We start from the raw sequence: 25,819 nt of genomic DNA, 5'->3' as shown, positions 1-25,819 counted from the left end.
GCCTGACAGATTCACTGCTTAACCTGCTTTTCCTTAGTCGCAGTCCAGCTTATCATACTCATCTTCTTTGCCTTTTCCCATGTTATAAACCACTCGGTAGAAGGACGGAAGCAGTACCAGCGTCAGGATCGTCGCCGCAACCAGACCGCCGACGTTTACAAGCGCTAAGCCCTGCATCATCTTGCCCGCCTTACCAAATGCCAGACAGTTCGGGATCATCGCAATGATGGTCGTCAGTGTCGTCATGCAGATTGGGCGTACACGGATCGCACCTGCCTCTACCAGCGCCTCGTCTAACGGCATCTCCACCCGCAGCTGGTTGACCGTATCCACGTACAAAATACCGTTGTTTACAACCGTACCGACCAGCATCAGGAAACCAAGCATGGAGGTCATACTGATCGGGCAGTCCGCCAGGAACAGGAATCCAAAGGAACCGATCAAACTGAACGGTATCGTTGCCATAACCATCAGGGAGAACTTCGGAGACTCAAACTGAATCGCCATGACAATGAAAATCAAAAAGATCGCTGTGACAAGCGCCATTCCCAGCGCGGAAAGCTCCTCACCCATCGACTCATCCAGGCTGTTGGTCGCCATCTCAACACCGTACGGGAACTCCCAGTTCTGCACGAAGCTCTTGACATCTTTTTCAGCCGTCTTCTTATAATCTGCCTGTGCCTGCATCGTGATCGATACCTGGTACTGTTTCTCTTTTCGTGAAATCTCCTGTGGGCTGTCCTGATAGTAAATCTCTGCCAGATCCTCCAGCGGAAGCGTATTGCCCGCCGCCGTCGTGATCATCATGCCCTGCAGTTTCGCGATGGAATCGTAGCGATCCGGCGCAAATTCTACTTTCACATCCTGATCCTCGCCGTTGACGGAGATCGTCGCCGCTTTCACACCGCTTAAATTGCTGTATACAACCGAACCGATGCTTGCCGGGGTCAGTCCCTCTGCCTCCGCCTTGACCGGATCCACTTTTACCTTGATAACCGGCGCCGCATTCTCAACAGAAGAATGTACCTGCATAACATCCTCGCGCTTGCGAAGCTCCGTTACCAGATCATCCGCTGACTTCTTTAATGTATCATAATCGGTACTCTGCAGATCCACCTCAATCGAATCACCGCTGCTCATGCTGCTGCTCATACTGCTGCTGCCCTGTTCCAGCGTAATAGTCGCATTAACGTAGTTCTGTGTCGCATATCTCCACTTCTCGATAACCTCGTCCGTGGAAAGCTTTCTCTTATCTTTTAAGTAGGCATTCAGTGTCACATCACTTCCGGAAGTCATGCTGACGCCACTGTTTCCATATGTCATCAGGTAATGATCCACATCCTCGTCTGCCTCTACCATATTTTCCAAATCAAGCACAGTGTCACGGATTGCCGATACCGAATAACCCGGTTTCGTCTTGATCGTCATCGTAACGATACCCTCATCGATCGAGGACATCAGCTCCAGGTTCAGTCTGGACGCCATGAGGAGGGCCAGCACAACCAGCACCGCCGTCGTTCCAAATACCAGCGCATAGCGCTTGATGACCTGCGGCATATGCTTGCGGTACCAGGCCTGGATGCCTTTGATGATGCGTCCTGCCGGCGCATGATCCTTCTCCACCGGATGCCAGAACATATAGCAGAGCGGCACGATGATGACTGCCGAGAATAAGGAAGCCGTCATACAGAAGATGATCGTGTAGCCGAGCTGTGTAAAGAGCTGTCCAGACATACCGTTTAACATCAGAAGCGGAATAAATACAACACAGGTTGTCAGCGTACCGCCGGTGATCGAGCCGATCATCGTGCGCGTACCTTCCAGCGCCGCGTCGTAGAAATCCAGTTTTTCCTTCGCCCGGAAACATCCGTCGAGGACGTTGATCGAGTTATCAACCATCATACCAACGCCGAGAACGAGCGACGTCAGGGAAATAATGTTCATTGAGAATCCCATCGCCGCCATACAAATGATCGCCAACACAACGGAGATCGGAATGGACGTACCTACGATGACCGACGCACGCAGATCGCCATAGAATAAGAACAGAATGATCATGGACAGGATGATCGCCAGGAGCAGCGTTTGGATTACGCTGCTTAAAGACCGTTTCAGCGTGTCACTGGCATCATCTACCACGGTGATTTTAAGACCCGGATACTGCTGTTCAATTTCCTGCACCTTCTTGGTTACCTGGTTGGAAACCTCGATCGCGGTGGAACTCTGCTGTTTCTTGATTCCCAGGGAGATAACATCTTCGCCATTATAGCGTCCGATCGAGTTTGCATCCTCCAGCGCCTCATAGACATTCGCGATATCAGAAAGATGGATCGTCTCACCGTTTTCCAGCGGAAGCACGACATTTTTCAGACTTTCCGTGCTCTTAAATTCGTTGCCGACACTGACGTCGAGATCCTGTTTTCCAACCCGGACATCGCCCGCCGGGATCGTGAAATCGGCGGCACCGACTAACTGTGCGACCGTATTCATATTCAGGTGGTACTGTGCCAGTTTTTCCGGAATCAGTTCCACGCGGGTGTAGCTCTCCTGACCGCCGGCAATCGAAACCTCGCCGACCGAGCTTAATTTCTCAAACTCAGGAACAATTTTGTCATCTACATATGTATAAAGGTTCTGATCGACGTCGCCGCTGACTGCCAGCGTAACCGTCGCCATCGAGTTAATATCCAGCTCCATGATATTCGGGTCATTGGCATCGTCCGGCAGATCGCCCTGAATGCCGTCTATCGCCTTTTTCAGGTTAATGTATGCGGTATCCATGTTGGTGCCGTACTCATACTGGACAATGACGATCGATACATTTTCACGGGAAATGGACTGTACCTTATCTACCGAGTCCAATGATGTGATCGCATCTTCTTCTTTCTTGGTAACCAGATCGGTTACGTCCTCCGGGCTGGCTCCCGGATACACCGTAGCGATGATTAACATCGGCATCTCCATCTCTGGCGTCAGTTCCAGCTTCATGCCCATGACGGACTGAAGACCGAAGTACGCGATGGTGATCAGACAGAGAATGATGGTAACCGGACGCCGCAGTGCGAGTTTTGTCAGTCGAATCATTCTTTGTCACCTGCCTCTGTCGTCTCCGCTGCTGTCTCATTGTTTCCGTCTGTCTGTGCGCCGTCGTTATCCTGTGCCAACAGGACTTCTCCCTGATCCACCAGCTCGTTGCTCCAGCTTACGATGACCTGGCTGTCGCTCGTCAGACCCGATTTTACTTCCATATTTTCATCGTCATAAATACCTGCTTCGATCTCGGTTTTCTCCGCTTTTCCGTCCTCATAGAGGTATACAAACGGGGCACCGTTGTCGTAGCTGACTGCATCGACCGGAACGGTCAGCACCTGGCTGACACGGTCCATGATAACCGTCATTTTTACGCGGGAACCATTCGTAAGACCTGCTGCATCCGGCACCATCGCACGCGCGTCATAAAGACCGCTGCTCTCGTTGACCATAGATCCGATCTCGGTCACTGTACCGGTGTAATCCACACCATTTTTCTCCAGCGTCACGCTGTCACCCAGCTCCATCGTCTGGTGGATCTTCTCGGTGATACCGAATTTAACCTGTAACTGGCTGGCACCGGAGATCGTGCAGATCTCGCCTGCCGGAGATACATGATCATGCGGTTCGACGCTCCGGGACTCGATCACACCGTCGATCGGCGCTGTCACGGTTGTGTATTTCACCTGCAGATCGTATTGATTCTTCGCAGATTCATAGGAAATCTTCGCGCTCTGTGCGCTGTTTTGTGCCTGCTCCATCGCCTCCTGGGAGACAAAACCATCTGCAAAGAGCGCCTGGGTACGGCTTAAATTGCTGTCCGCATTCTTTAAGGCAACGGAAGCCGCATCCACCTGCAGCTTTAACGCTGTCAACGCGTCGGAATCGATCTTGCACAGCGCCTGCCCTGCCTGGACCGTATCGCCCGCCTGGAAGTAAACCTCCAGCACCTCGCCGCTCATCTTCGGCATGACGCTCGCGCGGGACTGCGGCTCTACCAGTCCGGTCAGATCCGTGTACAGGCTGATGTCCTGACGAACCGGATTTTCTACCTTTACGGTTGGACGGGACTCATATTCCGCCGCCGTATTCTTATGACCGCATCGGGACAAAACGACAGCACCAACTACTACAATCGCAGCCAGCGCCAGAATCTTTCCTCTTTTTTTCATAATTTCCTCCATCTATGCTTGTTCTTGGTATAAATTTTTCTCAGTCTATATTTTACTCATCTCGTATACACTTTGCCACTCCCAAGTTTGGACAGGTGTGTACACAAATTTGTCAAAATGTATCCATCTATGTTCATCTTTTTTTCATGGCACCCGAATTTTCCTGCCGCTGACCGTTTTTTGGGGTACATGACAGCAAAAACGCAGGAAAAACCAACCAAATACCGCTGATTCCTCCTGCGTTTCCTTGTTCCATTTTCTAATTGATAATAATTCTCAAAACTGCCGGAAACCTGCTTTCCTAACGGACCTGCATAGGGTCGCACCCGGTGCATTTGCGGATCACGCTCATGAACGTGGCGACGCGCTCCTTCACATCCGCCTCATCCTTAAACGGCGCGTCAAACGCAACTCCCATAACCGAGAAAATGATGATCTGCACCGCCATCGCCGCCTCCGGCATCGTCAGGTTCTTAAACATACCAATCCGCTCCAGATGGTTATAAAAATACTGGTACACCTTTTCTCCCATCTGACGGCGCAGCGCCATGAACTGTACCGACTCGGACAATGCCCGGATATGCTTCTGGTTTTCCATGATATACATATACAGCTGTGTCAGCGCCTTCTCCGGATCTGGCTGGCTCATCGTCTCTTCCATGATGCGCTTCATCTCGCGTTCCATCCGGTATTCCATCAAATCATATATATCTTTAAAGTAATAATAAAATGTTTTTCTTGTGATCCGGCTCCGCTCGACCAGCGCCGTAACCGTGATCTTCTCGACCGGTCTTTCCGACTCCAGCTCGATATAAGCCTCTACAATCCGTTCCTTCGTATTTCCCTGCTGCATACTCTTTTCCTCCGGCAAACCGTTGTTGTTTAAGTATAGTTTATAATTCAACAAACTGCAAGTATTGCCTGAAATTTCCATGTTCCTGCGATGAATCCGCGTTACTGGGCACGTATGCGTGAACAGTAACGAATCCACTGCCGTTCTGTTTTTGCACAGAACTTTTCAAACATGCTTACTTGTGAACAGCAGCCGATACGGCCGGTCCGCTTTCGTGTTTCACACGCCCTTCCACCTGCGGCAGTTTCTGCGAGTATACAACCACCCGGTCGCCTTCCAGTATCTGCGTACCGCCGTCTGGAATGATGATCTGGCTGCCCCGCTTTATCATCACAATGATCGTATTCTTATAGAAGCGCGCCTCCGCGATCTTCTTACCACACCAGCGGTGATCGGGTGTCATCAGAATCTCTTTTAAAAGGATTCCCTGGCTGTCCGTAAAGCCCTCTGCACCCAAGACGACGGTATCCCCTTCCAGAATTACAGTCTGCCCTTTGGGCACAATCGTCTGCGCGCCGCGCCGGATCACTGTGATTAACATACCCGGAAGCATCTCAATCTCACAGATTTTACGGTTTTTCCACGGATGATTGTCCCCGATCGGAAGCTGCACGAACTGAATCTGCATATCGCCCGTATAGTCTGAGAACGTCCGCATGACATCGGTCGAGTTGTCGATCATGTCGCATTTTTCTGCCACCTTCGGAAGCAGCGAACCCTGAAAAATGATGGAAAATAAAACAACGCAGAACACGATGTGGAATATATCATATTTCATATATCCCTCACTGAGCGTCGCCATGATCGCAAATACGATTGACGCCGCACCGCGCAGACCCGCCCAGGAAATAACCAGATACTGCCCGATCGGCGGTTTCGACGGTGCGAGCAGCAAGCCAACCGCCGCCGGACGCGCCACAAATGTTAAAAACAATGCGATTGCGATCGCCGGAAGCACGATCGACGGCATCTGCGAGGGAAACGCCAGAAGTCCCAGTAAGAAAAACAGAAGCATCTGCATCATGCCGGTAAACGCATCAAAGAAGCCAACCAGCGCTTTCTGGTTCTTCAGCTCCTGATTTCCAAGGATAATACCGGTCAGATACACGCTTAGGTAGCCATTTCCGCCAATCTGGGATGCAAGCGCGTAGGAAATGATTGCCGCCGCAAAGACAAAGATCGTGTCAAATCCCTCGCCATAAAAGGCATACCGCTTTAAAAGCCATGTCACCAGCCACGCGACCGCCGCGCCGGTCAAAAGCCCAAATGCGAGCTGGCGGATCAAAAGCAGAACCGCCGAACCGCCGCTCACACTCCCCGTCATCGCAGACAGCAGAATCACCGTCATCATGTACGCAAACGGGTCGTTGCTTCCGCTCTCTAACTCCAGCATGGATGCCGTGCCGTATTTGAGGTTCAGCTTGCGCGAACGCAGGATCGAGAACACGGATGCCGCATCGGTCGATCCAAGAACTGCGCCGAGAAGCATTCCTTCCATCAATGCCATCTTAAGCACCAGATGACAAAACAGCCCGGTCAAAAACGCCGTCAGCACTACACCCGCCGAGGATAACAAAATCGACCGCCCCGCGACCGGCTTCGCCTCACTCCAGCGCGTGCCGAACCCGCCGTAAAACATAATAAAAATCAGTGCCACCGAGCAGACCTGTTCCGCCAGTGCAAAATTGCCGAATGGAATCTTAAAAATACCGTCCGATCCAAACAGCATTCCCAGCATAATAAAAATAAACAACGTCGGCACCCCCAGCCGCCCCGAAAGACGGCTTCCCGCGATGCAGACAAGGATAATAATCGCTACGACCAGAAGCGCAAATGAAGTTGAAATATGTATCATTCCTTTCTATGTTTAGTAGGTATCATAAATGTGGTGTTTTTATAATGATACAATATCTCTATGCCTCTTTCGTGTTAAGATTCCATTAAAAAGAGGAAATCTTACAGCGACAGATCTCCCTTCGCCCGCGCCCTCCGGTCGCGGATCGACTGGATCACCGGCACCAGGAACATTGCGACGATACCGCCCGCAAATCCATTGTTATAGAGGTTCATGCCCCCATACACGATCCCGACATTGAGCGCCACCGACGCGTGCAGAAAACCGGCTAACACGCCGCATAAAATTCCAAACTCTCCGGCGATCGGCGCCAGCGTCGTGGAAAAGAGCAGCGCCAGAAGTGCCGACGGATTCGTGATATCCCACGCCCGGACGGTACTCGCAATGCAGACGCCCGCCATGATCGGGAAAATATTCCGCAAATGTTTTCCAGTCGCACTGAATCCAACGATGGTAAAGATTCCGCCGATCGTCGGTCCATTTAGGTTTCCGCCGACTGCCAGCACAAAGAAGGTCGCAAACAGACCATTGAGTCCCATGTTGAGAAGCGTCACCGCACCGCCCAATTCCAGCAGGTAATCGGTACCGCCAATTCCCGTTGTCGCAAGGAGTTTTTCATACCCTAAAAGCGTATCTTTTCCGCGCCACAGCACTGCCACCACCGACATGCCTGCAAACAAGACAAATAGCAGCCCTAAAAGCATCGCATCATTGCCGGAGGACCAGATAAGACGCGCCTCCGTCTCAATTCCAAAGGACTTAAACGTGGAGACCAGGACCGTCGCAATGATGCCAGAGGCAAATCCCACATTATAAAGGGAATATCCCTTATGGGCATAGTGGGAATGCGTCGCGAGCGGTGGAAGCACGAATCCGATACAGATTCCCACCAGAATCGTCACACAGAAGCGCTGCCAGATCGGCAGCTCCACCACGTGCATCAGCTGTGTGATGATCGGAGACAGGCTCGTTCCGTAGATGCCGACATAAATATAGTTGGATAAGTGCATTTTATGATATTTTGCATAGAGAAATACACCCAGAAAAATCGCCCAGATATTCATCAGATTTTTTCCGAACAAAGAGAATCCAAACATCAGACAGCAGGACGTGATCGTATGCCCGTCCATCTCCATCCCAAGACTATAGACAAAGTAGATGCTGATAAGCGCCATCATCCCGGCATTGACAAACGCGGCTCCCATGCCGCCGACCGCAATATAATCGGTGATCAGGAAATCCGGCTCCCATATGATTTCATAGATACCAGTCACAATGGAATCAAACGGCTGTATAATCAGCCCCACTGAAATGAAATAGATCGGAATCAGTGCCAGAAGAAAGAATTTCATCTCCCTGGACAGAGATTTCACTGTAGTCATATACGCACACCTTTCAAAAAAGGGATGCAAAAAAGATTCCGCATCTTTGCACCCCGACTGTTAACATTCTATAAAAATGGTTACTATTCTATTGTATTGGATTTTCAACTGTTTTGCAACTGATTTTTTTCTCACTATAACCCGTCCGACAGAACCGGCTGCCCCCATTCTCATGTGAAATTGTTACTCTTCCTCCGGCGCACTTCCCAGCACATAACCGCGCTCTTCCAATATTTCGCGCAGCTCATCAACCACCGCCCCCAGCTCTTTACCTTCCTCGTCGATCGTGATGTCCGCGTATTTCTCAAAATACGAGATCCTCTCATGGTAGAGATCCAGAAGTGTCATGCCGTCTTTCAGCGCCACGCCGCGATCCTTGACATCGCCGACGCGCTTTACCAGCTCGTCATAGGTTATTTTCAGATAGACAACCAGTCCGATGGATTTTAAATGTTCCATCGCTTCCTTTCCGTAGATCACGCTGCCACCCGGTGCAATGACCGCCTGCTCGGCTTCCACCCCCGCGTTGACGCGGTTCTCCACATCGAGAAATCCGTCCAGTCCCTGTTCTTCGATGATCTCGCGCAGACGCTTACCTTCCTGTTCCTGAATCAGCAGATCCACATCTATAAAGGAGTAGCCCAGTCTCTTTGCTAAAAGCACTCCGACCGTGCTCTTTCCTGCGGACGGCATACCAATCAAGGTTACATTATTTTTCATCTTTGGCACCTCTTCTTTTTCTTTACACTCCATCCAAATGTTCCAAGAAGCTCTGAAAGCCCATAATAGCCGCCATGCGAATACACAATCGGTTCCGCCTTTGCAAGCTCCAGGCTGCCGCGCTCGTTGAGCCACTGCTCGTCCACGCTGACACCCGTTACCTCTGCCAGAAACATATGATGTGACCCCAGTTCCTTGACTTCGGTCACCCGGCACTCGATCGCGACCGGGCTTTCGGCGATCACCGGCGCTTTCACCGTCTGCGCCGGAACCGGTGTGAGCCCTGTCTCCTTCCATTTATCCACATTCCTGCCGGAGCGGACGCCGCAGTAATCGGTCGCATACGCCATCGACTCCGTCGCCAGGTTGATGACAAATTCGCCGCTCTCCCGCAGCATATGGTAAGAATAGCGCTCCGGGCGCACCGAAATGTACGCCATCGGCGGGTTCGTACAGATCGTGCCCGTCCAGGCAATCGTGATGATGTTGCTGTTTCCTTCGCAGTCCGCCACTGTGACCAGCACCGCCGGAACCGGATAAATCATATTGCCCGGCTTCCACTGGGCGCGCGGTCCCGGAGTGTTCCGGGTCTCCACCCGTTTTTTCAACTGTCCTTCCGGGTTCTGCCTTGCTCCTCCCCGGCGACGCTCTTCTGGCTTTCCAGCCGCTCTCTTCTGTGCCATCCCTATATCCTCTTAATCGTTGTCCGGGAGAAGTTTGATCCGGACCATGATCTGTTTCACCATGCTTCCTTCCGGCAGGCTCATATCATCGATATGCGTCTGTGCCGGCAGATCGCCCTCTTCCTCCAGCTCCAGGCTGATCCAGTTGTACGCTGCCTCCCGCGCATTTTCCACCGCATCCTCCAGATCCGGACCTTCCGCCTCGCAGCACTCCAAATCCGGGAAATATGCATCATACCCTTTTCCATCTTTCTTAGGCGTAAAAACCGCCGGATATACAAATGTCATGATATCCTTCCTTTCCGTCCGACCTTCCTGCCCTGCACGAACTATCACTGGATTTTCCGTATGAAACAATCCCGTCCGCGCACTGTCACCTGATTTACTGCTCCAGTGTCACTGTCAGTGCCGGAATCAGCTGTTTCTTTCTGGAAACAACGCCCGGCAGTGTTGCCGTCTGCTTCAGCTCTTCATTTGCATCACCTACGTGGAACGCATCTGCCACAACCTGTGCCGCCCCCTGTCCAACACAGAGAAGTTCGGTCGTCTCCGTCAGGATATTCGTCAGCATGAAGAAGATCATATCCAGACCTTCGTCCTCACGCGCCTTCTCCATAAACGGCAGCATACGGTTCTTCAGCTTTCCAAGCTCCTCTGCATTCAGGGAGTTGATCTGACCGACGCCGAAGTTTGTCTTTCCAGCTGAGAATTTCTTGAAATCCAGATACAGAATCTCTGCATCGCTCTTGCCCTTTAACTCGCTGCCTGCCTCAAACATCTGGTTTGCGAACTCATCCAGCTTGATGCCTGCCATCTCAGCCAGAGAAACCGCTGCCGCCCGATCCATCGGTGTGCAGGTCGGAGAACGGAACAGAAGCGTATCGGAGATGATCGCACTGCAGAGCAGACCTGCGATGGTCTTGTCGATCTCCAGCCCCTGTTCGCGGTACATCTGGAAGATGATCGTTGCCGTACAGCCGAGCGGCTGGTTACGGAAGAAGACCGGTCCGACTGTCTCCACAGTACCCAGACGATGGTGGTCAATCAGTTCCAGGATATTGGCATTCTCGATGCCGTCTACCGTCTGGCCGCGCTCATTGTGATCGACCAGAATCACGTTCTTGCCGCGCGCACCCAGTAAGTTACGGCGGGAAATCAGGCCTTTGTATTTGCCTTCTTTATCGAGTACCGGGAAATGACGGAAACGCTTGCTTGCCATCACATCCTTAATATCATCGATGAAATCATCTGTATCGAAGGTGATCAGCTTCTCAGTCTTCATGAAATAGCTGATCGGCATACTCTGGTTAATGAGACGAGCTGCCGTGTAGGTATCATACGGAGTTGTGATGACGGTACAGCCGCGCTCCTGTGCCAGTTTTTTGATCGTCATGGAAACGCCAGCGCCCTCGCACACGATGATACAGCTTGCACCCATCTCGATCGCGCACAGCTGCGACTCATAGCGGTTGCCGAGGATAACCAGGTCGTTCTCTTCAATATAATATTCCATCATATCCGGATTAGCTGCCGCAATCAGAACTTTTCCTTTATCAAAGTACGCTTTCTCATCGCCAACAAAAATCGCGCCCTCCAGGGTCTCGATGATATTTGCATACTGGGTGCATGCCTTGGAAAGAATGCTGCTGTCGTATACATTCATATAAGAACGGGTGATATCGCCGACTGTGATCAGACCTTCCAATATATTCTTATCGGTAACAGCCGGAAGTGTTACCAGACCGTCCTCCTGCATCAGGTTCCATGCTTTTCTCAGGGAAATATTCTTGGAAACACCTGGAGTCTCGCGGATCTCAACATCCTTGACCTGCGTTTTAACGGATTTAATCAGTTTCGGCACATCTACCTTAAAGTAATCCAATACGAAGGTCGTCTCCGGGTTCAGTTCTCCAGCACGGCACGGTACATATTCGCCGCCCGTCTGAAGTGTTTTGAAATTCGCATAGCCGATTGCAGAACAAATCGAATCCGTATCCGGGTTTTTATGTCCAATTACAATCGTTTTCTTTGCTTTTTCTGCTGCCATTTTTTCCTCCTGATTCGCACCGTGCGCTGCAAATTCTGCCATTTTTCTTTCTATCCTCTGTTTTGATAGAGAAACCTCTGATTCATGAAACTTTTTTGTACAAAATCGCCAATTTTCATAATCTGTTTACACGGTGTTCATATTTTATTCATATCTTATTTTTATACTAAAAGCATAAAAGATTTCACTTTTCAAATTTGTTTTATAGTGATTTTGCACATAGATTTTTCATAATTGCCCCGGATGCTTGACCGCTCCGGGGTCTCCTCTTGTCTACAGCATTTTTCGGCATATCTGAACGTTTTTCTATCCCTATTTTCTTCAAACGTCCAGCCCCTTTACCCTGCACTCTGTCACTCAAAACAAGGCGTCTAATCGTAACTGTTCAGCACCTTCACAGTTACGCCTAATCTAAGATCAGTCTTGCCGCCCCATAGATACCTGCATCATTTCCCAATGTTGCCAAGCGAACCTCGCCCTTATTCTCAGAGATCGGGGTCAATTCGCGGTAATAGCGGTCAATCCAATCCGTTAAAAAAGTCCCCGTCTTGGATACGCCGCCTCCGATGACGAAAATCTCCGGATCCACGGTCATCGAAATGGTCGCCAGCGCCCATCCGAGATAATAGCACACGGTGTCCATAACCTCCAGCGCCAGTGCATCCCCGGCTTTTGCCGCATCCAGCACATTTTTTGCGGTGATCGCATCACCGTAAGCACGCATCACCGATGCATCCGGCTTTGCCGCCATCTTCCGTCTCGCCTCCCTGGCGATACCGGTCGCGGACGCTACCTGTTCCAGACAGCCGTGTCCGCCGCAGTTGCAGGTTTCTTTCTCGCCCTCGCGGATATGGATATGACCGATCTCGCCGCCCAGTCCGTGGCGTCCTGCAACGATCTTCTGATCGTGTACCACGCCGCCGCCGACACCGGTTCCCAACGTCACCATCACGATATCATGGCAGCCCTTGCCGCCGCCCTGCCACATCTCGCCGAGCGCCGCCACATTAGCATCATTACCGGAGCGGACCGGCATTCCATCTAATAACTCACTCAAAATCTTCTGCGGGTTCAGATCGCGCCATCCTAAGTTGACGCAGACCTCCACATAGCCGTCCGGCTGCACCGGTCCCGGAAATCCCATGCCTGCGCCGATCACGGCATCCATCGGAATTCCCCGCTCGTTCAATTTCTTCCTGATCGAAGCGGCTACATCCGGAAGAATGTACGCCCCATTCTCTTCCTTGCGGCTCGGAACCTCCCACTTATAAACAAGCGTTCCGTCCGTCTCAAAAATACCAATCTTAACCGTCGTTCCACCGACGTCTATCCCAATACATTTTTTTTCCATGTCTGGATCCCTTCCCTTACGGCTACACTGGCAGCCTTTCTTCTATGCCCTCATCTTTTTTCTGCGCTGGCTCTTATTATACGCAATGCATCCCCGTTTTGCAAGGTTTGGAAAGCAAAATACACCTGCCTGCCGGAGAAAGGCGCATTTCTGCTTAAGCGGTACCGCATTCTTTTCTGCCGACAGACAGGTGCCTGTCTTTTATCTTATTTTTTTACCAAAATCAGCATTATTTCAGGCTCTTAGCCACCTCTACCACATGCTCAACGGTAAAGCCGAACTTCTTGAACAGAAGCCCTGCCGGTGCACTGGCGCCGAAACTTTCCATCGCGATGATCTTGCCGTCTAAGCCGGTGTACTTGTCCCAGCCGAAGCTTCCAAGCGCCTCTACTGCTACACGGCGGCGTACTTCTCTCGGAAGTACGGACTCCTTGTACTCCTCGCTCTGCTCCTCGAACAGATCCATACACGGCATGGAGACAACGCGGACTTTCTGACCTTCTGCTGCCAGAGTCTCTTTTGCATGAACCGCCAGAGCTACCTCGGAACCGCTGGCAATCAGAATTAACTCCGGTGTGCCCTCGCAGTCGTCGATGATGTAGCCGCCCTTTAATGCCTCACGGCTGCTGCCTGCCATCGGCTCCAGATTCTGTCTGGTCAGCACCAGTGCGGTCGGTGTGTGCTCGGAAGTAACAGCACTGTACCAAGCTGCCTCTGTCTCGGTCGCATCGCACGGGCGGAATACATGGAAGTTCGGCATCGCACGCAGCGCTGCCATCTGCTCGATCGGCTCATGGGTCGGTCCATCCTCGCCAACGCCGATGCTGTCATGCGTAAATACATAGGTCAGCGGCACGCCCATCAGTGCAGACAGTCTTGCCATCGGTTTGCAGTAATCGCTGAATACGAAGAAGGTCGATACATACGCGCGCAGACCGCCGTGCAGCATGATGCCATTTCCGATCGCTGCCATCGCAAGCTCGCGGACGCCGAAGTGCAGGTTGCGTCCAGCTCTGTCCTCCTTGGAGAAGTCGCCCGCATCCTTCATGTTAGTCTTGTTGGACGGTGCTAGGTCAGCAGAACCGCCAAACAGGTTCGGCAGAACATCCTTGATGTAGTTGATCAGGCGTCCGGAGATCGCACGGCTTGCTTCCGGTTTCTCCTGTTTTGCCCAGAATCCGGCGTCATCTTTCAGCGCCTCGCCTGCCTTTGCATTGTGATACTGGTTCCAGAGTGCTTCCATCTCCGGATATTCCTCGCAGTAAGCGGCAAACATCACGTTCCATGCAGCTTCTACCTCTGCCTTCTGCTCTGCGATCTCGGAGTAGTTTTTGTATACCTCTTCCGGTACGAAGAACGGCTCTTCGCTCGGCCAGTTTAAGTTCTTTCTGAGTGCTTCCACATTCTCCACGCCCAGCGGCTCGCCGTGTGCGCTCGCCTTGCCCTGTTTTGCCGGGCAGCCGAAGCCGATCTGCGTCTTGATGGTGATAAAGGACGGATGCTCGGTATCTGCCTTTGCAGCCTCGATCGCCTTGCCGATCGCGTCGATATCATTGCCATCTTCTACCGTGATCGTCTGGAAACCAAATGCCTGCATACGCTCCTGTACATTCTCGCGGAATGCGATGTCAGTACTTCCCTCGATGGAGATGCGGTTGGAATCATAGAGAACAATCAGCTTGGAAAGCCCCAGGGTACCTGCCAGAGAGAATGCCTCAGAAGAAATGCCTTCCATCATACATCCATCGCCGCCCAATACATAGGTGTAATGGTCAACCACCGGATAATTCTCTTTGTTGAATACGCTTTCCAGATGTGCCTCAGCCATCGCCATGCCGACTGCCATACCCATACCTGCGCCCAGCGGACCGGTCGTTGCCTCAACGCCAACGGTATGACCATATTCCGGATGTCCCGGAGTCTTGGAATCTAACTGGCGGAAGTTCATCAGATCTTCTTTGGAAAGATTTCCGTAGCCAAACAGGTGCAGCAGAGAATAAAGCAGCATGGAACCATGACCGCCGGATAAGATGAAACGGTCTCTGTTCTCCCACTTCGGGTTGGCTGGGTTATGGTTCATATGATGTGCCCACAGTTCATAAGCCGCTGCTGCACATCCCAGCGGAAGTCCCGGATGACCGGAATTTGCCTTCTGGATTGCGTCTGCGGATAAAATCCGGATCGCGTTTACGGATAATGTGTCAATCTGATTCATAAGTAACCTCCTGCTATGTATCTTAATTTTAAAAACTAAACGTGTGTTATTTGAGGCGGATCTCGCGCATCCGGTCGCCGCCGCTGATAATCAGTGAATTGAACGCGCGGCCGCGTGTTACCTGCGCCACAGAGAAATCAAACTCCCCGGCAAACCGCTCCTTGCCGGACAGACTGTAGACCCGACAGGAATTTTCGTTATTTAGGATGACGAAATCGCCCTGTATATTTATGTTACGCCACGAATACGAGAACTCCGCCGTACCCATAGCGGTTCCATCGGATTTAAACATGCTCAAACGGCTCTCACTTCCGCCCTCGGTGTTGTCCGAGATGACCGCCACATAGTCCTTCGACCATGCCACGCCGCGGACTTCCCCGTCGATCTCCGCCTGGCGCACCAGCGCCGGGCTTGTTACATTTTCCAAAGAGAAAAATGCCACCTGATCATCCGCAAATGCACACGCGTGATCCTCGTCGAGAAACCGGACGCGCGGACAGATGCTGTCTCCCAGCTCATCAAAACCTCCGACCAGACGGTCTGGATAATTCTTTCCATATTCGGAGAAATTGTAAAATACAATCCGGTTTTTGAGTGCCCCGTCCTGCAGATACAGGTCGGAAAGCATGACCTGCGTACCATCCGGCGATAAGGAAACGTCCATCAGGTAACCATTTCCCGACATAACCGTCTTGATCGCCCAGTCAAGCTCGCTGCCGTCTTTCTTGAAAAAGGTCACATACGAAGCATTGCTGTCCTCCACCAGCGCCGCCACGACACCGTATGCCGATACGCTGACGCGCAGGATCGGCAGAAGCGTCGTCGCCTGTCCCTGGCTTCCGGTCTTGTCCACAATATAAATATCATTGCCCTGCTGGTCACCGATCACGGCATAATCGCCGTTGACATAGCAGATCGGTGATTTCAGCTCATAACTCATCGACCAGACCGCCTTGCCGGACTTGTCCAGGTAGGAAGCTCCGTCCTTCGTGTATTTCAGGACATTTTCCCCAAATGGAACAAATTCCGTCGTGCTGCTCTCACTCGCCGCAATCTCTTTTTCCCACGCCACCGTATAGTCCGTGTAGGCATGGTTATCTTTATAATACATAAAACCAGCCGCCAAAAGCGCCGCGATTAACACCGCCGTCAGCACCCTGCGGAGACGTTTCCGTCTGGAATGGCGCTCGGCTTTCTCCGCCACCTCTTCCTCATTTTCCCCGTGGCTTATGCCCCGGCGAGGAAACATGTCCTGCGTGGCGGTGTCGATCACACGCCCTCTTAGCTGCTTTTTCTTCTGTTCCCGTTCAATCGGGTTCATCTCACTCATTTTTTTATCTCCCGTAGCTGGACTGCCATCTTGATTATACACTATTTTAGATGGTTTGGCATTATCTTTTTGCTATTCTCCGGACACATCCGGCAGCATCAGCGTCTGCCCTGCGATAATGCGGTTTTCATCGGTCAGATGGTTAAGCGCAAGGATATCGTCCAGATGACGGATATTGCCATAAAGCTTAAAACAGATCCCATAGAGTGTCTCCCCGTCCCCGACCGTGTACGTGCCACCGGGCTTCAAGTTTGTGACCGGATAGTCCTGTCCCGCCGTCGAATTGCCGCCCGGATTCGGCAGGTCGCGCTGTGCCTCCGGCTCCGGCAAAATGTACGGGGCTTTCGTCTCCGCCATTTTTCCGTCCTCTTCGCTCTGCCCACCGGAAGCCTGTCCATTCTGTCTGCCTGCTATGGCAGTGCCCTCTGTATCTCCATCCGCCGCGCTCTCAAGTGTCCATTTATGCGCCTGTCCTCCGTTTTCCGCTGTTGTTCCGTCTGCATCCACATCGCCGCTCTCAAGCGGCGTCACACTGCCGCGGAGCTGTTCCACCGTGACCGCCTCTTTCCCGTCCGCAGTGCCCCGCACACCATCCGGGAGGACGGATACCAGCACACTCTCCATCTCGCGCATTTTCTGGTAATTGCCGAAAAGCACCACGCCACCGGCAAGCACCGCGACCGAAAGCACGCCGCACAGCGTCCCCAGCGCCCGGATCGTCCCGTAACGCGACGCCACCTCCTGCTGCCGCTCTTCCATCCGGTTACGGAAATCGCGGATCACCCGATCGCCGGTGCCTGTCTCCACCCGGCGGGCGTCCTTCCGCAGAATCATATAGTCCTGCATCATCTGGTTTTTCTCGTAGTATATATGATATCCTTTCAAACGGTAAAACCCGTCCTCCGACATCACATAGTATGCCGCCTCACCGTCCACACCGCTGTTTATGTACATGAGCTGGTTTTTCCCACCGAAATACTGCTTGTGCAGCCGCCAGTAGGTCAGGGGACTTAACATACACCCCGGCGCGCCGCAGATAAACCACCCCTGCACGGTCTTTTTGGGAAATGTCTCCTCCATCCGCTGGTATGCCTTTTTCCATGCCGCCTCCGAAAAGACAATCTTCTCCCCGGACGGCACAACCTCCTCCATCTCCAGCGCCCCGTCCACAAAGAGGCACGGAACCTCCTGCTGTGGATCCGAATTTCCGAGCAGCAGCCCGACCCGGAGTCCCGGTCCGCCGGATGGATATACCTGTTTCAAATACGTGTTTACATAATCCTCCACATACAACCGGACCACCTCATCCCGCTCGCCGATCTGCCGGATATTTTTCGGCAGTTCTGCGCGGGAACCAGAATATTCTCCCATATGTTCACCCCGCTATGATAGATTCTCCTGAAACCGGGTCTGTACTTGCTTCCATGATTTGATTGCTGCACCGCGCAGCATTTTCAGTGCTGAAAATACCTGCTCAACTACAGTAACATGATTTTCCGTAATTTCAGGAGTATGATGAATTTCTTTCCGCCTATCATAACGCCGATTGCATGCAAAATTTGTCAAACGGAGGCAGCATCCAGGCAAAAATTTTCGACAAGCCCGATCCCCGCGCTGATGCAGTCTGCCAGCTGCATGACGAGTGCCAGGCGGATGCTCTGCAGCATCATCGGATCGTAATGGCTGCAGCCCGCCACGATCCCGGTGATAAAGAGATCTCCGACCGCGTGAAGCTCCTTGCAGACGCCAAGCCCCGGCTTTAAAGACCCGCGCCCTAACGTGACATAGCCGACGTGGCTTTCATCGCCAACCGAGGCATCGACCGCCACCACCAGCGCATCCGGGTAGCCATTTTTTAAAACCTGCACGTAATGTTCCAGGTTCATCGCGTGCACGGGGCGATCAAGTGTTCCGAATACCAGCGTACCGCGCCGCCGTTCCTGTTTGAGTTTATATCCGATCAACGGTCCCAGACTGTCTCCGGTCGAGCGATCCGTGCCGATGCAGAGGAAAACCAGTTTCTTTTTATGCCTTCGGGTCATTTCTTCCTGAATCAGCCCACTTAACTGCCCTGCCAGCTCTCCCACCGCGTCCCGGCGGGCTGAATTGTAGTAATATATCTCCGGACTGCCACCGAACCGGCTGCGTCCCCGTCTGTTCATCTCCCACACCGTCCTGTTTTCTCCCTGCCTGTTGGACAGGGGTTGTTTTACCTTTATTATAGGCGGGGTGGCAGGAAATTATGCGAAAATTGAAGGATATATACACGGACGAAAAAAGATGTGACAGAAGGCAGCTTTACAGCGCCCGGTGTCACATCTTTTTTCTGGTTGTTCCTATATCTAATTATTTATTTTTATGAAATAATTTCCACAGTTTACTTTCCGCCGCGTTCGCGGTACTCTGCGATGACCTCGCTTAAATTAACGGCTGTGCTGTTATCCAGAATATGTTTTAGCGCGTCCAACTTTTCTGGATTCAGAAATTCCTTGCCTAAGTAGCACTCGTAGGTATCTGTGATAAAGATTCTCTTTTCCTTGATTACCGTCTCGGTATAGTGCAGGCGGCTCTCGACCTCCTGATGGCCTTCTTTGAGTTGTTCGAGCTTTGCACGGCTGTTGCTGGTGATCTCATCGGTCAGGATGGTTTTTGTCACATTTTCGAAGGTGTTTAATGCGTCCTTTTTCTTCTTCGCCGTCTCCTCCAGATCCTGCTCCATCTGGGAGATCTCATCGTCGTATTTTTCCAGATCGTAGAGCGCTTCACTGCGATCCCGACGGATCGAGGAGGTGATCACCGCGATCTTGCGGTTGTTCGCCGCGATCAGACTGCGGATCGAACGTCCTTCCTGCAGCGCCGCCAGATGGCGATCCTTCGTCCAGTTTCCAATCAGGATATACAGTCCGCCAAAAACAACCACATCCACGCCGTAGATCATCGCCAGGTATAAAGTCTTCTGTTCTGGAAGCAGCTTGTAGATGCCGCACGGGATCAACAGGAAACAGATCGCAAAGGTAATCAACACCGTCAGAAATTCTTTGAATCCCCTCGGAAAATACAGCGCATAGTACAGTGGGCTTTTGCAGACAAATGGAACACGATCCGACTGGAACAGCGTCCGCATCCGCACGGCAAGCTCTCGGTTGTGCGCGTGAAGCTCCTGCGTTTCTTCCTTAATCCGCTCCTTGATGCCCTGGTTTTTCGCCTTTTCGCGGCGTGTCCGCGTGCGTTTCAGCTTATCCTGCAGCTTCCCAAGCTCATCGTCATAGCTTTTTTCAATCTCATCCCGGCGCTTTTTCACGGTCGAATTCACGGCATCCGCCACCGCTTTCCGCTCCGTCTCCAGCACGCGCAGACGCTTTTTCTCTTCCTGAGCAAGCGTCTCCTCCTGTTTTTCAAACTCCGCCAGCTCCACCACTGCCTGTCTGGCGTCTTCCAGAAATGTTTTCACATCCGTTATCGCCTGTGCCATCTCGCCCCTCCCGGTCTTTGTCTTTTTGTAACGGCTGCCTGCCCTTTATTCTTCCAGCACCTGTATCTCCAGATAATCGAAATCGATGCTCTCGATAAAGTTGTCCTGGGTAAAACGCGCCTTATCGTGGCGTTTGAACTCCTCGATCGTCTTATCCAGCCAGACCGGATGCCCCAGATCAAAGGCATAGCAAATCTGGTCGATCGCATCAAACACCATCGCCGTTCTCGACATTGTATAATCACCGTTGCTGATCACAATATCCCTAAGCATCCGGTTTTCCTTCATCATTTTTCCCCAAAGACGAAACATCCTGCCGTTCCTTTCCCGCTGTCAAATTTCATTTTTACCGTGTCCGGATGTTCTCTCCGGACATCTTTTCTCACAATCTTATGTCCAGTATATCAGCTTTTTTAAGAGTTGACAAGGCGGGGCTTTTCGGCAAAAGCGGGGCTTTGTCTACAGTCTGATCGGGACAAAATGAAATCTGTCCCGATATTTTTTATACATTTTGGGCTTTATATTCCTCTCCCCAATTCCACATAGCGTCCAAAATTGGTTTAAGGCTTTTACCTAATTCTGTCAAACTGTACTCAACACGTGGTGGAACTTCTGCGTAAACTTTTCGATTGACAAGCCCTTTTTCCTCCATATCACGGAGCTGCGCTGTCAATACTTTTTGAGAAACGTTCCCTATGGATTTTTTTAATTCACCAAATCGCTTTGTTCCGGGCATTAAGTCACGCAATATGAGAACTTTCCATTTATCGCCTATCAGCATAAGGGTGGTTTCTACGGGGCAGGCTGGCAAATTTTTTTCAGTTTGCATAGTATCTCTCCTTTCCAATAGTTTCCTTTTGGTAACTATAGCACAATAAAGTGCTTGCTTTACAAATGGGATTTACAGAATTATTATAAACTTGCAAACGAAAAAGTGCAAACGCAAAAATTTTTTTAATATCAGGAGGTTATTTATCATGAATGAAGTTGTGAAGTTTTTACAGGAAAATCCCGTACAGTATCTTGCCACAGTTGGTCGTGACGGAAAAGCAAAATGCCGTCCGTTTATGTTCTGCTTTGAGCAGGACGGAAAACTGTGGTTCTGTACAAATAACACAAAAGACGTTTATAAGGATATTCAGAACAACCCTTATATTGAAGTTTGTGTTTCTTCTCCAGCGTATGAGTGGATTCGCTTGAACGGGAAGGTTGTTTTTGAGAACAACATGGTGGTAAAAGAAGGCTGCATGAACAACCCAATTGTAAAGGGACAGTATCAAACCGCAGATAACCCGATTTTTGAGGTGTTCTATCTTAAGGACGCACACGCAGTAATCGCTGACTTTTCCGGTAACCCGCCGAAAGAATATGACCTGTAAATAACAAGAACAGCCCTGCGAGCGAATAAGGCTGCAGGGCTGCTCTACATGGAGGATATATCATGACTATTCAAGAATATTTTTCTTTTATTGTAGATGAAATTCATTCCACTGTTATAGCTACTGTAGACGATAACGGTCTTCCTGTAACTTGTGCCATTGACATTATGGATTTTGATGAAAATGGTTTGTATTTTTTAACCGCAAAGGGAAAAGGATTTTATGACAGACTGAAAAAGCAGAACTTCATAGCTTTAACAGGAATGAGGGGAAGAAATACTTTATCCTGTGTGGCTGTTTCTGTTCGTGGCAAGGTACGTGAAATTGGATCGACACTCCTGCCAATACTTTTTCAGAAAAATCCATATATGAATGAAATCTATCCCACTGTGGAATCCATGTCTGCCCTTACAGTATTTCAGCTCTACGAAGGAAGTGGGGAATGGTTTGATTTATCAAAAAAGCCGATTGAACGGGCAAATTTTACCTTTGGAGGTGGAAAAGATAATCAGGAACTTTATTTTGCTACGGATAAGTGTACCGGGTGCAAATTATGTTATTCCTGTTGTCCTCAAAAATGTATCGACATAGAAAAAAAGCCTGTTGTGATTCAAAAGGAACACTGTTTACATTGTGGGAATTGTTTTGAAATCTGCCCTGTACGTGCAATAGAGAAAAGAGGTGGCAGCTTATGACGCAGCTTGAACGGCTATATCAACTCAATTCTTCTCTCTTAAATGAAATGCCGCAATATAAAAAGCAGGCTCTCTCTTTTAGGAAAGACGAAAAAAACCAGTTCTATCTATTTCGATCACTTGTAAATGTACGTCCGCCAATGCCAGCGTCCGTTCAGTTTTTGAAGATACAGGACGAATATCTGCAAGCAGAGCTTTTCAGTAAAGGAATTACAGATATTGAAAGTTTGACTGCCATCGCAGAAGATTTATATTTATGGAAAGGGGATATTACAACACTAAAATGCGGTGCGGTTGTCAACGCAGCAAATAGTCAAATGTTAGGGTGCTTTTGCCCCTGTCATGGCTGTATTGATAATGCAATTCATACATTTGCAGGAGTGCAACTCAGACTTGAATGTAATAATCTGATGAAACAACAAGGGCATGAGGAACAGACAGGACAGGCAAAAATCACGCCAGCCTTTAATTTACCAAGTGAGTATGTAATTCATACAGTCGGACCGATTGTTCAAGGAAAACTCAAACAATCCGACTGTAAACTGCTTGCAGATTGCTACCATTCCTGCCTGACACTTGCAGAAAAGAATGGAGTAACCAGTATAGCATTTTGTTGTATCTCAACAGGAGAGTTTCATTTTCCAAATGAGAAAGCTGCGGAAATTGCAGTACAGGCAGTTAGGAAATATAAATCTCAAACGCAAAGTAAAATCAAGGTGGTATTTAATGTTTTCAAAGATATGGACTATGAAATCTACCGAAAATTATTCGGATAATATAAATAGACTAAAACAGGCAATCGACAATGCTGATGCAATTCTAATAGGTGCAGGAGCCGGACTATCTACATCAGCTGGTTATACTTATAACGGTGTGCGCTTTCAAAAATATTTTGCTGACTTTAACCAGAAATACGGAATTTCTGATATGTATTCGGGCGGTTTCTATCCATACGAAACACTGGAAGAATATTGGGCGTGGTGGTCAAGACATATTTATTATAACCGCTATGACCAACCACAAAACAAAGTGTATCAAATACTGCTGAAACTGATACAGAACAAAGACTATTTTGTTCTCACGACCAATGTAGACCACTTGTTTCAAATTAACCATTTTGATAAAAAGCGATTATTTTACACACAAGGAGATTATGGCTTATGGCAGTGTTCAAAAGCTTGTCATCAAAAGACATATGATAATGAAACGGCAGTCCGAAAAATGATTACCAAACAACAGAATATGAAAATTCCTTCCGAACTTATTCCCTATTGTCCTGTTTGTGGCGCACCAATGACAATGAATTTACGGTGTGATAATTCTTTTGTTCAAGACGATGGCTGGTATCAGGCGAATACCCGATATGAAGATTTTGTCCGCAGACATAAAGGCTCAAAATTGTTGCTTTTTGAACTGGGTGTAGGCAATAACACACCTGTCATAATTAAATATTCTTTTTGGAAAATGACAATACAAAATCCTAATGCGGTATATTCCTGTATTAATTTATCTGACGCTTACGCACCAACCGAAATTAAGCGGCAGTCAGTATGTCTTGACGGAGATATAGGTGCGATTTTGAAAAAGGTATCTTCAAATCTTACAGAAATAGCAAACCCAGCCAAGCCAGTCAACGGCAAGTAAATGGACTGTGTCCACCGTTGACAGCCCTTTCAGACGGATCACATAGCTTGTGCCGTTTTCTTCGCATTGCTTATAAAGATCAGGAGTAGCGAACCCGCTATCACCACGAAGCAGAATACGAATTGCAAGATAATCATTCAGGTATTCATCCAGTATCGGCTGCAGGAAGTCAACCACTCCGGTACAGGAATACTGTGTTCCATCACGAAGCTGGATTTTTATCAGATCTCCTGTCATTCCATCATAATAGACAAGTGGATGCTCTTTTTTCATTCACTTGATAGGTGAAAAGCAATATTCAGTTAAAGCACAGTAACTATGTGGCTTTCAGCCACTTTCACGGCATAGCCGTGAATAATATAGGATTATCTATACTTTTTGAAAATTGTTTTTTTCGAGGTTCTGCGGCATAAAAAAACGCCTCTATCAGTTTTTGCTGATAAAAGCGTTTTTTTCTATGTTCCGTTTTCTATGTTTAGATCTGGGCTGCCGTTTCCTTCATGGAACATGCCGGAGTAAATGCCGCAGAACGCATACTTTTTTATATGTCCGCTCCCTACAGTCTCTTAAGCAACGCCTCTCTCGCTTCCTCATAGCCCGGTTTGCCAAGCAGCGCAAACATATTTTTCTTATAGCTCTCTACGCCCGGCTGGTTGAACGGATTGACACCCAGAAGGTATCCGCTGACGCCGCAGGCAAATTCAAAGAAATAGAAGAGCTGTCCCAAGCTGTATGCATCCATCGCCGGGATCGTCACTTTCAGGTTCGGCACACTTCCGTCGGTATGTGCCAGAATCGTGCCGTTCATCGCACTCTTGTTGACGAAATCCACGTTCTTGCCAGCCAGATAGTTCATGCCGTCCGTGTCAACATCTTCTCTCTTTAAAATGATCTCCGCCGGAGATTCAGCCACTTCCATAACTGTCTCAAACATGATTCTCGCGCCGTCCTGGATGAACTGACCCATCGAATGAAGATCGGTCGTTAAATCAACCGCTGCCGGGAAAATACCTTTCTGATCCTTGCCCTCGCTCTCGCCGTAGAGCTGTTTCCACCACTCCGATACATAGTGCAGGCTCGGCTCATAGTTTGCCACAATCTCGACCTGTTTGCCCTTCCGGAGCAGAATGTTGCGGACCGCCGCATATAACAGAGCAGAATTCTTCTCAAACGGAGTCTCCAGTGCATTCTTTCTCGCGTCTGCCGCGCCCTGCATCAACGCATCTATATCCGCGCCGCTGACCGCGATCGGAAGCAGACCGACTGCCGTCAGGACGGAGAAACGACCGCCAACATCATCCGGAACCACGAAGGACTCGTAGCCCTCTTCATTTGCCAGATTCTTGAGTGCGCCCCGCGCCCGGTCTGTCGTCGCGTAGATTCGCTTGTTTGCCTCTTCTTTACCATACTTCTCAATCAGCATCTCCTTAAATACACGGAATGCGATCGCCGGCTCCGTTGTCGTACCGGACTTGGAAATAATATTGATAGAGAAATCTTTTCCATCGACCAAATCCATCAGATCATGGATGTATTTGCTGCTGATGCTGTTGCCAACGAAGTAAATCTCCGGTGTTTTTCTTTTTTCTTTCGGAAGATTATTGTAAAAACTATGGGACAGGAACTCGATCGCCGCTCTTGCGCCCAGATACGAACCGCCGATACCGATTACCAGCAGGACATCGGAATCCTTCTGAATCTTCTCCGCCGCTTTTTTGATGCGTCCGAACTCTTCCTTATCATAGTCCACCGGAAGGTCGATCCATCCAAGAAAATCATTGCCCGCGCCGGTCTTTTCTACCAGCGTCTCTCTTGCCGCCTGCACGCCCGCCTTGATACCGGCGATCTCTTCCTCATGAATAAATGCAGCTGCTTTTGAATAATCAAAGATCACATCTTTTCCCATATGTTTCCTCTCCTTTGCATTTCAGCCGTCCGCAGGCGGCGTGATTACTTTGTCAAAAACTTAACTTATCTTTATTATAGCAATC

22 protein-coding genes and 1 pseudogene are annotated in these 25,819 nt (G+C 49.9%); 4 read left to right on the top strand and 19 right to left on the bottom strand.

Going from position 1 to position 25,819, the window contains the following annotated elements; translation table 11 throughout:
• Positions 1-33: 33 nt before the first annotated feature.
• The 17 genes from PG862_RS12375 to PG862_RS12295 form a co-directional block, all read right to left on the bottom strand.
• Positions 34-3,084: an efflux RND transporter permease subunit gene (locus PG862_RS12375; RefSeq protein WP_270707587.1), complete on the bottom strand. Its 3,051-nt coding sequence runs from the start codon at positions 3,082-3,084 to the stop codon at positions 34-36.
• Positions 3,081-4,202 (bottom strand): efflux RND transporter periplasmic adaptor subunit, encoded by a 1,122-nt coding sequence (locus tag PG862_RS12370; protein WP_243027860.1) that lies wholly within the window; start codon positions 4,200-4,202, stop codon positions 3,081-3,083. The genes PG862_RS12375 and PG862_RS12370 overlap by 4 nt, the downstream gene beginning before the upstream one ends.
• 301 nt (positions 4,203-4,503) lie before the next feature.
• Positions 4,504-5,055: a TetR/AcrR family transcriptional regulator gene (locus PG862_RS12365; protein ID WP_117796615.1), complete on the bottom strand. Its 552-nt coding sequence runs from the start codon at positions 5,053-5,055 to the stop codon at positions 4,504-4,506.
• A 175-nt stretch (positions 5,056-5,230) separates the two neighbouring features.
• On the bottom strand, positions 5,231-6,910 hold the full coding sequence (locus PG862_RS12360) for a potassium/proton antiporter (RefSeq protein ID WP_270707584.1): 1,680 nt from the start codon (positions 6,908-6,910) through the stop codon (positions 5,231-5,233).
• A 101-nt stretch (positions 6,911-7,011) separates the two neighbouring features.
• Positions 7,012-8,292: a DUF1576 domain-containing protein gene (locus PG862_RS12355; RefSeq protein WP_118293721.1), complete on the bottom strand. Its 1,281-nt coding sequence runs from the start codon at positions 8,290-8,292 to the stop codon at positions 7,012-7,014.
• Between the two features lie 183 nt (positions 8,293-8,475).
• Positions 8,476-9,012 carry a shikimate kinase gene (locus PG862_RS12350; protein ID WP_022360009.1) on the bottom strand — a complete coding sequence of 179 codons (537 nt, stop codon included), beginning with the start codon at positions 9,010-9,012 and terminating at the stop codon, positions 8,476-8,478.
• Entirely contained in the window at positions 9,009-9,695 is a 687-nt protein-coding gene (locus tag PG862_RS12345; RefSeq protein ID WP_182426213.1) for a flavin reductase family protein, read from the bottom strand. The genes PG862_RS12350 and PG862_RS12345 overlap by 4 nt, the downstream gene beginning before the upstream one ends.
• A 12-nt stretch (positions 9,696-9,707) precedes the next feature.
• Positions 9,708-9,983 carry a type II toxin-antitoxin system HicB family antitoxin gene (locus PG862_RS12340; protein WP_107001743.1) on the bottom strand — a complete coding sequence of 92 codons (276 nt, stop codon included), beginning with the start codon at positions 9,981-9,983 and terminating at the stop codon, positions 9,708-9,710.
• A 94-nt stretch (positions 9,984-10,077) separates the two neighbouring features.
• Complete coding sequence (locus PG862_RS12335) at positions 10,078-11,784, bottom strand: putative manganese-dependent inorganic diphosphatase (protein ID WP_408640006.1); 1,707 nt, start codon at positions 11,782-11,784, stop codon at positions 10,078-10,080.
• Positions 11,785-12,148: 364 nt separating this feature from the next.
• Complete coding sequence (locus PG862_RS12330) at positions 12,149-13,093, bottom strand: ROK family glucokinase (protein ID WP_270707581.1); 945 nt, start codon at positions 13,091-13,093, stop codon at positions 12,149-12,151.
• A gap of 229 nt (positions 13,094-13,322) precedes the next feature.
• On the bottom strand, positions 13,323-15,308 hold the full coding sequence (tkt, locus tag PG862_RS12325; RefSeq protein ID WP_022360014.1) for a transketolase: 1,986 nt from the start codon (positions 15,306-15,308) through the stop codon (positions 13,323-13,325).
• Between the two features lie 46 nt (positions 15,309-15,354).
• Positions 15,355-16,638 (bottom strand): DUF5711 family protein, encoded by a 1,284-nt coding sequence (locus PG862_RS12320; protein ID WP_270707579.1) that lies wholly within the window; start codon positions 16,636-16,638, stop codon positions 15,355-15,357.
• Between the two features lie 72 nt (positions 16,639-16,710).
• The gene (locus PG862_RS12315; protein ID WP_270707576.1) at positions 16,711-18,009 is read right to left on the bottom strand and encodes a LysM peptidoglycan-binding domain-containing protein; all 1,299 of its coding nucleotides are present in this window, start codon (positions 18,007-18,009) and stop codon (positions 16,711-16,713) included.
• Positions 18,010-18,200: 191 nt separating this feature from the next.
• Entirely contained in the window at positions 18,201-18,800 is a 600-nt protein-coding gene (gene yyaC, locus PG862_RS12310) for a spore protease YyaC (protein WP_118570566.1), read from the bottom strand.
• Between the two features lie 215 nt (positions 18,801-19,015).
• A complete protein-coding gene (locus tag PG862_RS12305; RefSeq protein ID WP_117796611.1) occupies positions 19,016-20,110 on the bottom strand; it encodes a hypothetical protein in 1,095 nt (364 codons plus the stop codon).
• Positions 20,111-20,155: 45 nt separating this feature from the next.
• Positions 20,156-20,422, bottom strand: a complete 267-nt coding sequence (locus PG862_RS12300; protein ID WP_107001749.1) for a hypothetical protein — start codon at positions 20,420-20,422, stop codon at positions 20,156-20,158.
• A gap of 190 nt (positions 20,423-20,612) precedes the next feature.
• Positions 20,613-20,939, bottom strand: coding sequence for a winged helix-turn-helix transcriptional regulator (locus PG862_RS12295; protein WP_270707574.1), 327 nt, complete (start codon positions 20,937-20,939; stop codon positions 20,613-20,615).
• A 148-nt stretch (positions 20,940-21,087) separates the two neighbouring features.
• On the opposite strand from PG862_RS12295, the gene PG862_RS12290 reads away from it, so the two are divergent.
• From PG862_RS12290 to PG862_RS12275, 4 genes are all read left to right on the top strand, one after another.
• The gene (locus PG862_RS12290) at positions 21,088-21,489 is read left to right on the top strand and encodes a pyridoxamine 5'-phosphate oxidase family protein (protein ID WP_270707572.1); all 402 of its coding nucleotides are present in this window, start codon (positions 21,088-21,090) and stop codon (positions 21,487-21,489) included.
• 62 nt (positions 21,490-21,551) lie between these two features.
• A complete protein-coding gene (locus PG862_RS12285; RefSeq protein WP_270707571.1) occupies positions 21,552-22,184 on the top strand; it encodes a 4Fe-4S binding protein in 633 nt (210 codons plus the stop codon).
• A complete protein-coding gene (locus tag PG862_RS12280) occupies positions 22,181-22,960 on the top strand; it encodes a protein-ADP-ribose hydrolase (protein ID WP_270707570.1) in 780 nt (259 codons plus the stop codon). The genes PG862_RS12285 and PG862_RS12280 overlap by 4 nt, the downstream gene beginning before the upstream one ends.
• A complete protein-coding gene (locus PG862_RS12275; protein WP_270707569.1) occupies positions 22,932-23,828 on the top strand; it encodes an SIR2 family NAD-dependent protein deacylase in 897 nt (298 codons plus the stop codon). The genes PG862_RS12280 and PG862_RS12275 overlap by 29 nt, the downstream gene beginning before the upstream one ends.
• Here PG862_RS12275 and PG862_RS12270 read toward each other — a convergent pair.
• Together PG862_RS12270 and PG862_RS12265 are read right to left on the bottom strand one after the other, a co-directional pair.
• Positions 23,778-24,089: pseudogene (locus PG862_RS12270) on the bottom strand (transposase); the annotation flags it as partial. The gene PG862_RS12275 and the pseudogene PG862_RS12270 overlap by 51 nt on opposite strands.
• Positions 24,090-24,384: 295 nt before the next feature.
• Positions 24,385-25,734, bottom strand: a complete 1,350-nt coding sequence (locus tag PG862_RS12265) for a glucose-6-phosphate isomerase (RefSeq protein WP_270707567.1) — start codon at positions 25,732-25,734, stop codon at positions 24,385-24,387.
• Between the last annotated feature and the right edge of the window lie 85 nt (positions 25,735-25,819).

Source organism: Clostridium fessum (assembly GCF_027698965.1).
In the GTDB taxonomy this organism is placed as follows: Bacteria; Bacillota; Clostridia; order Lachnospirales; family Lachnospiraceae; genus Otoolea; species Otoolea fessa.
This window is presented reverse-complemented; position numbering and strand designations above follow the sequence as displayed.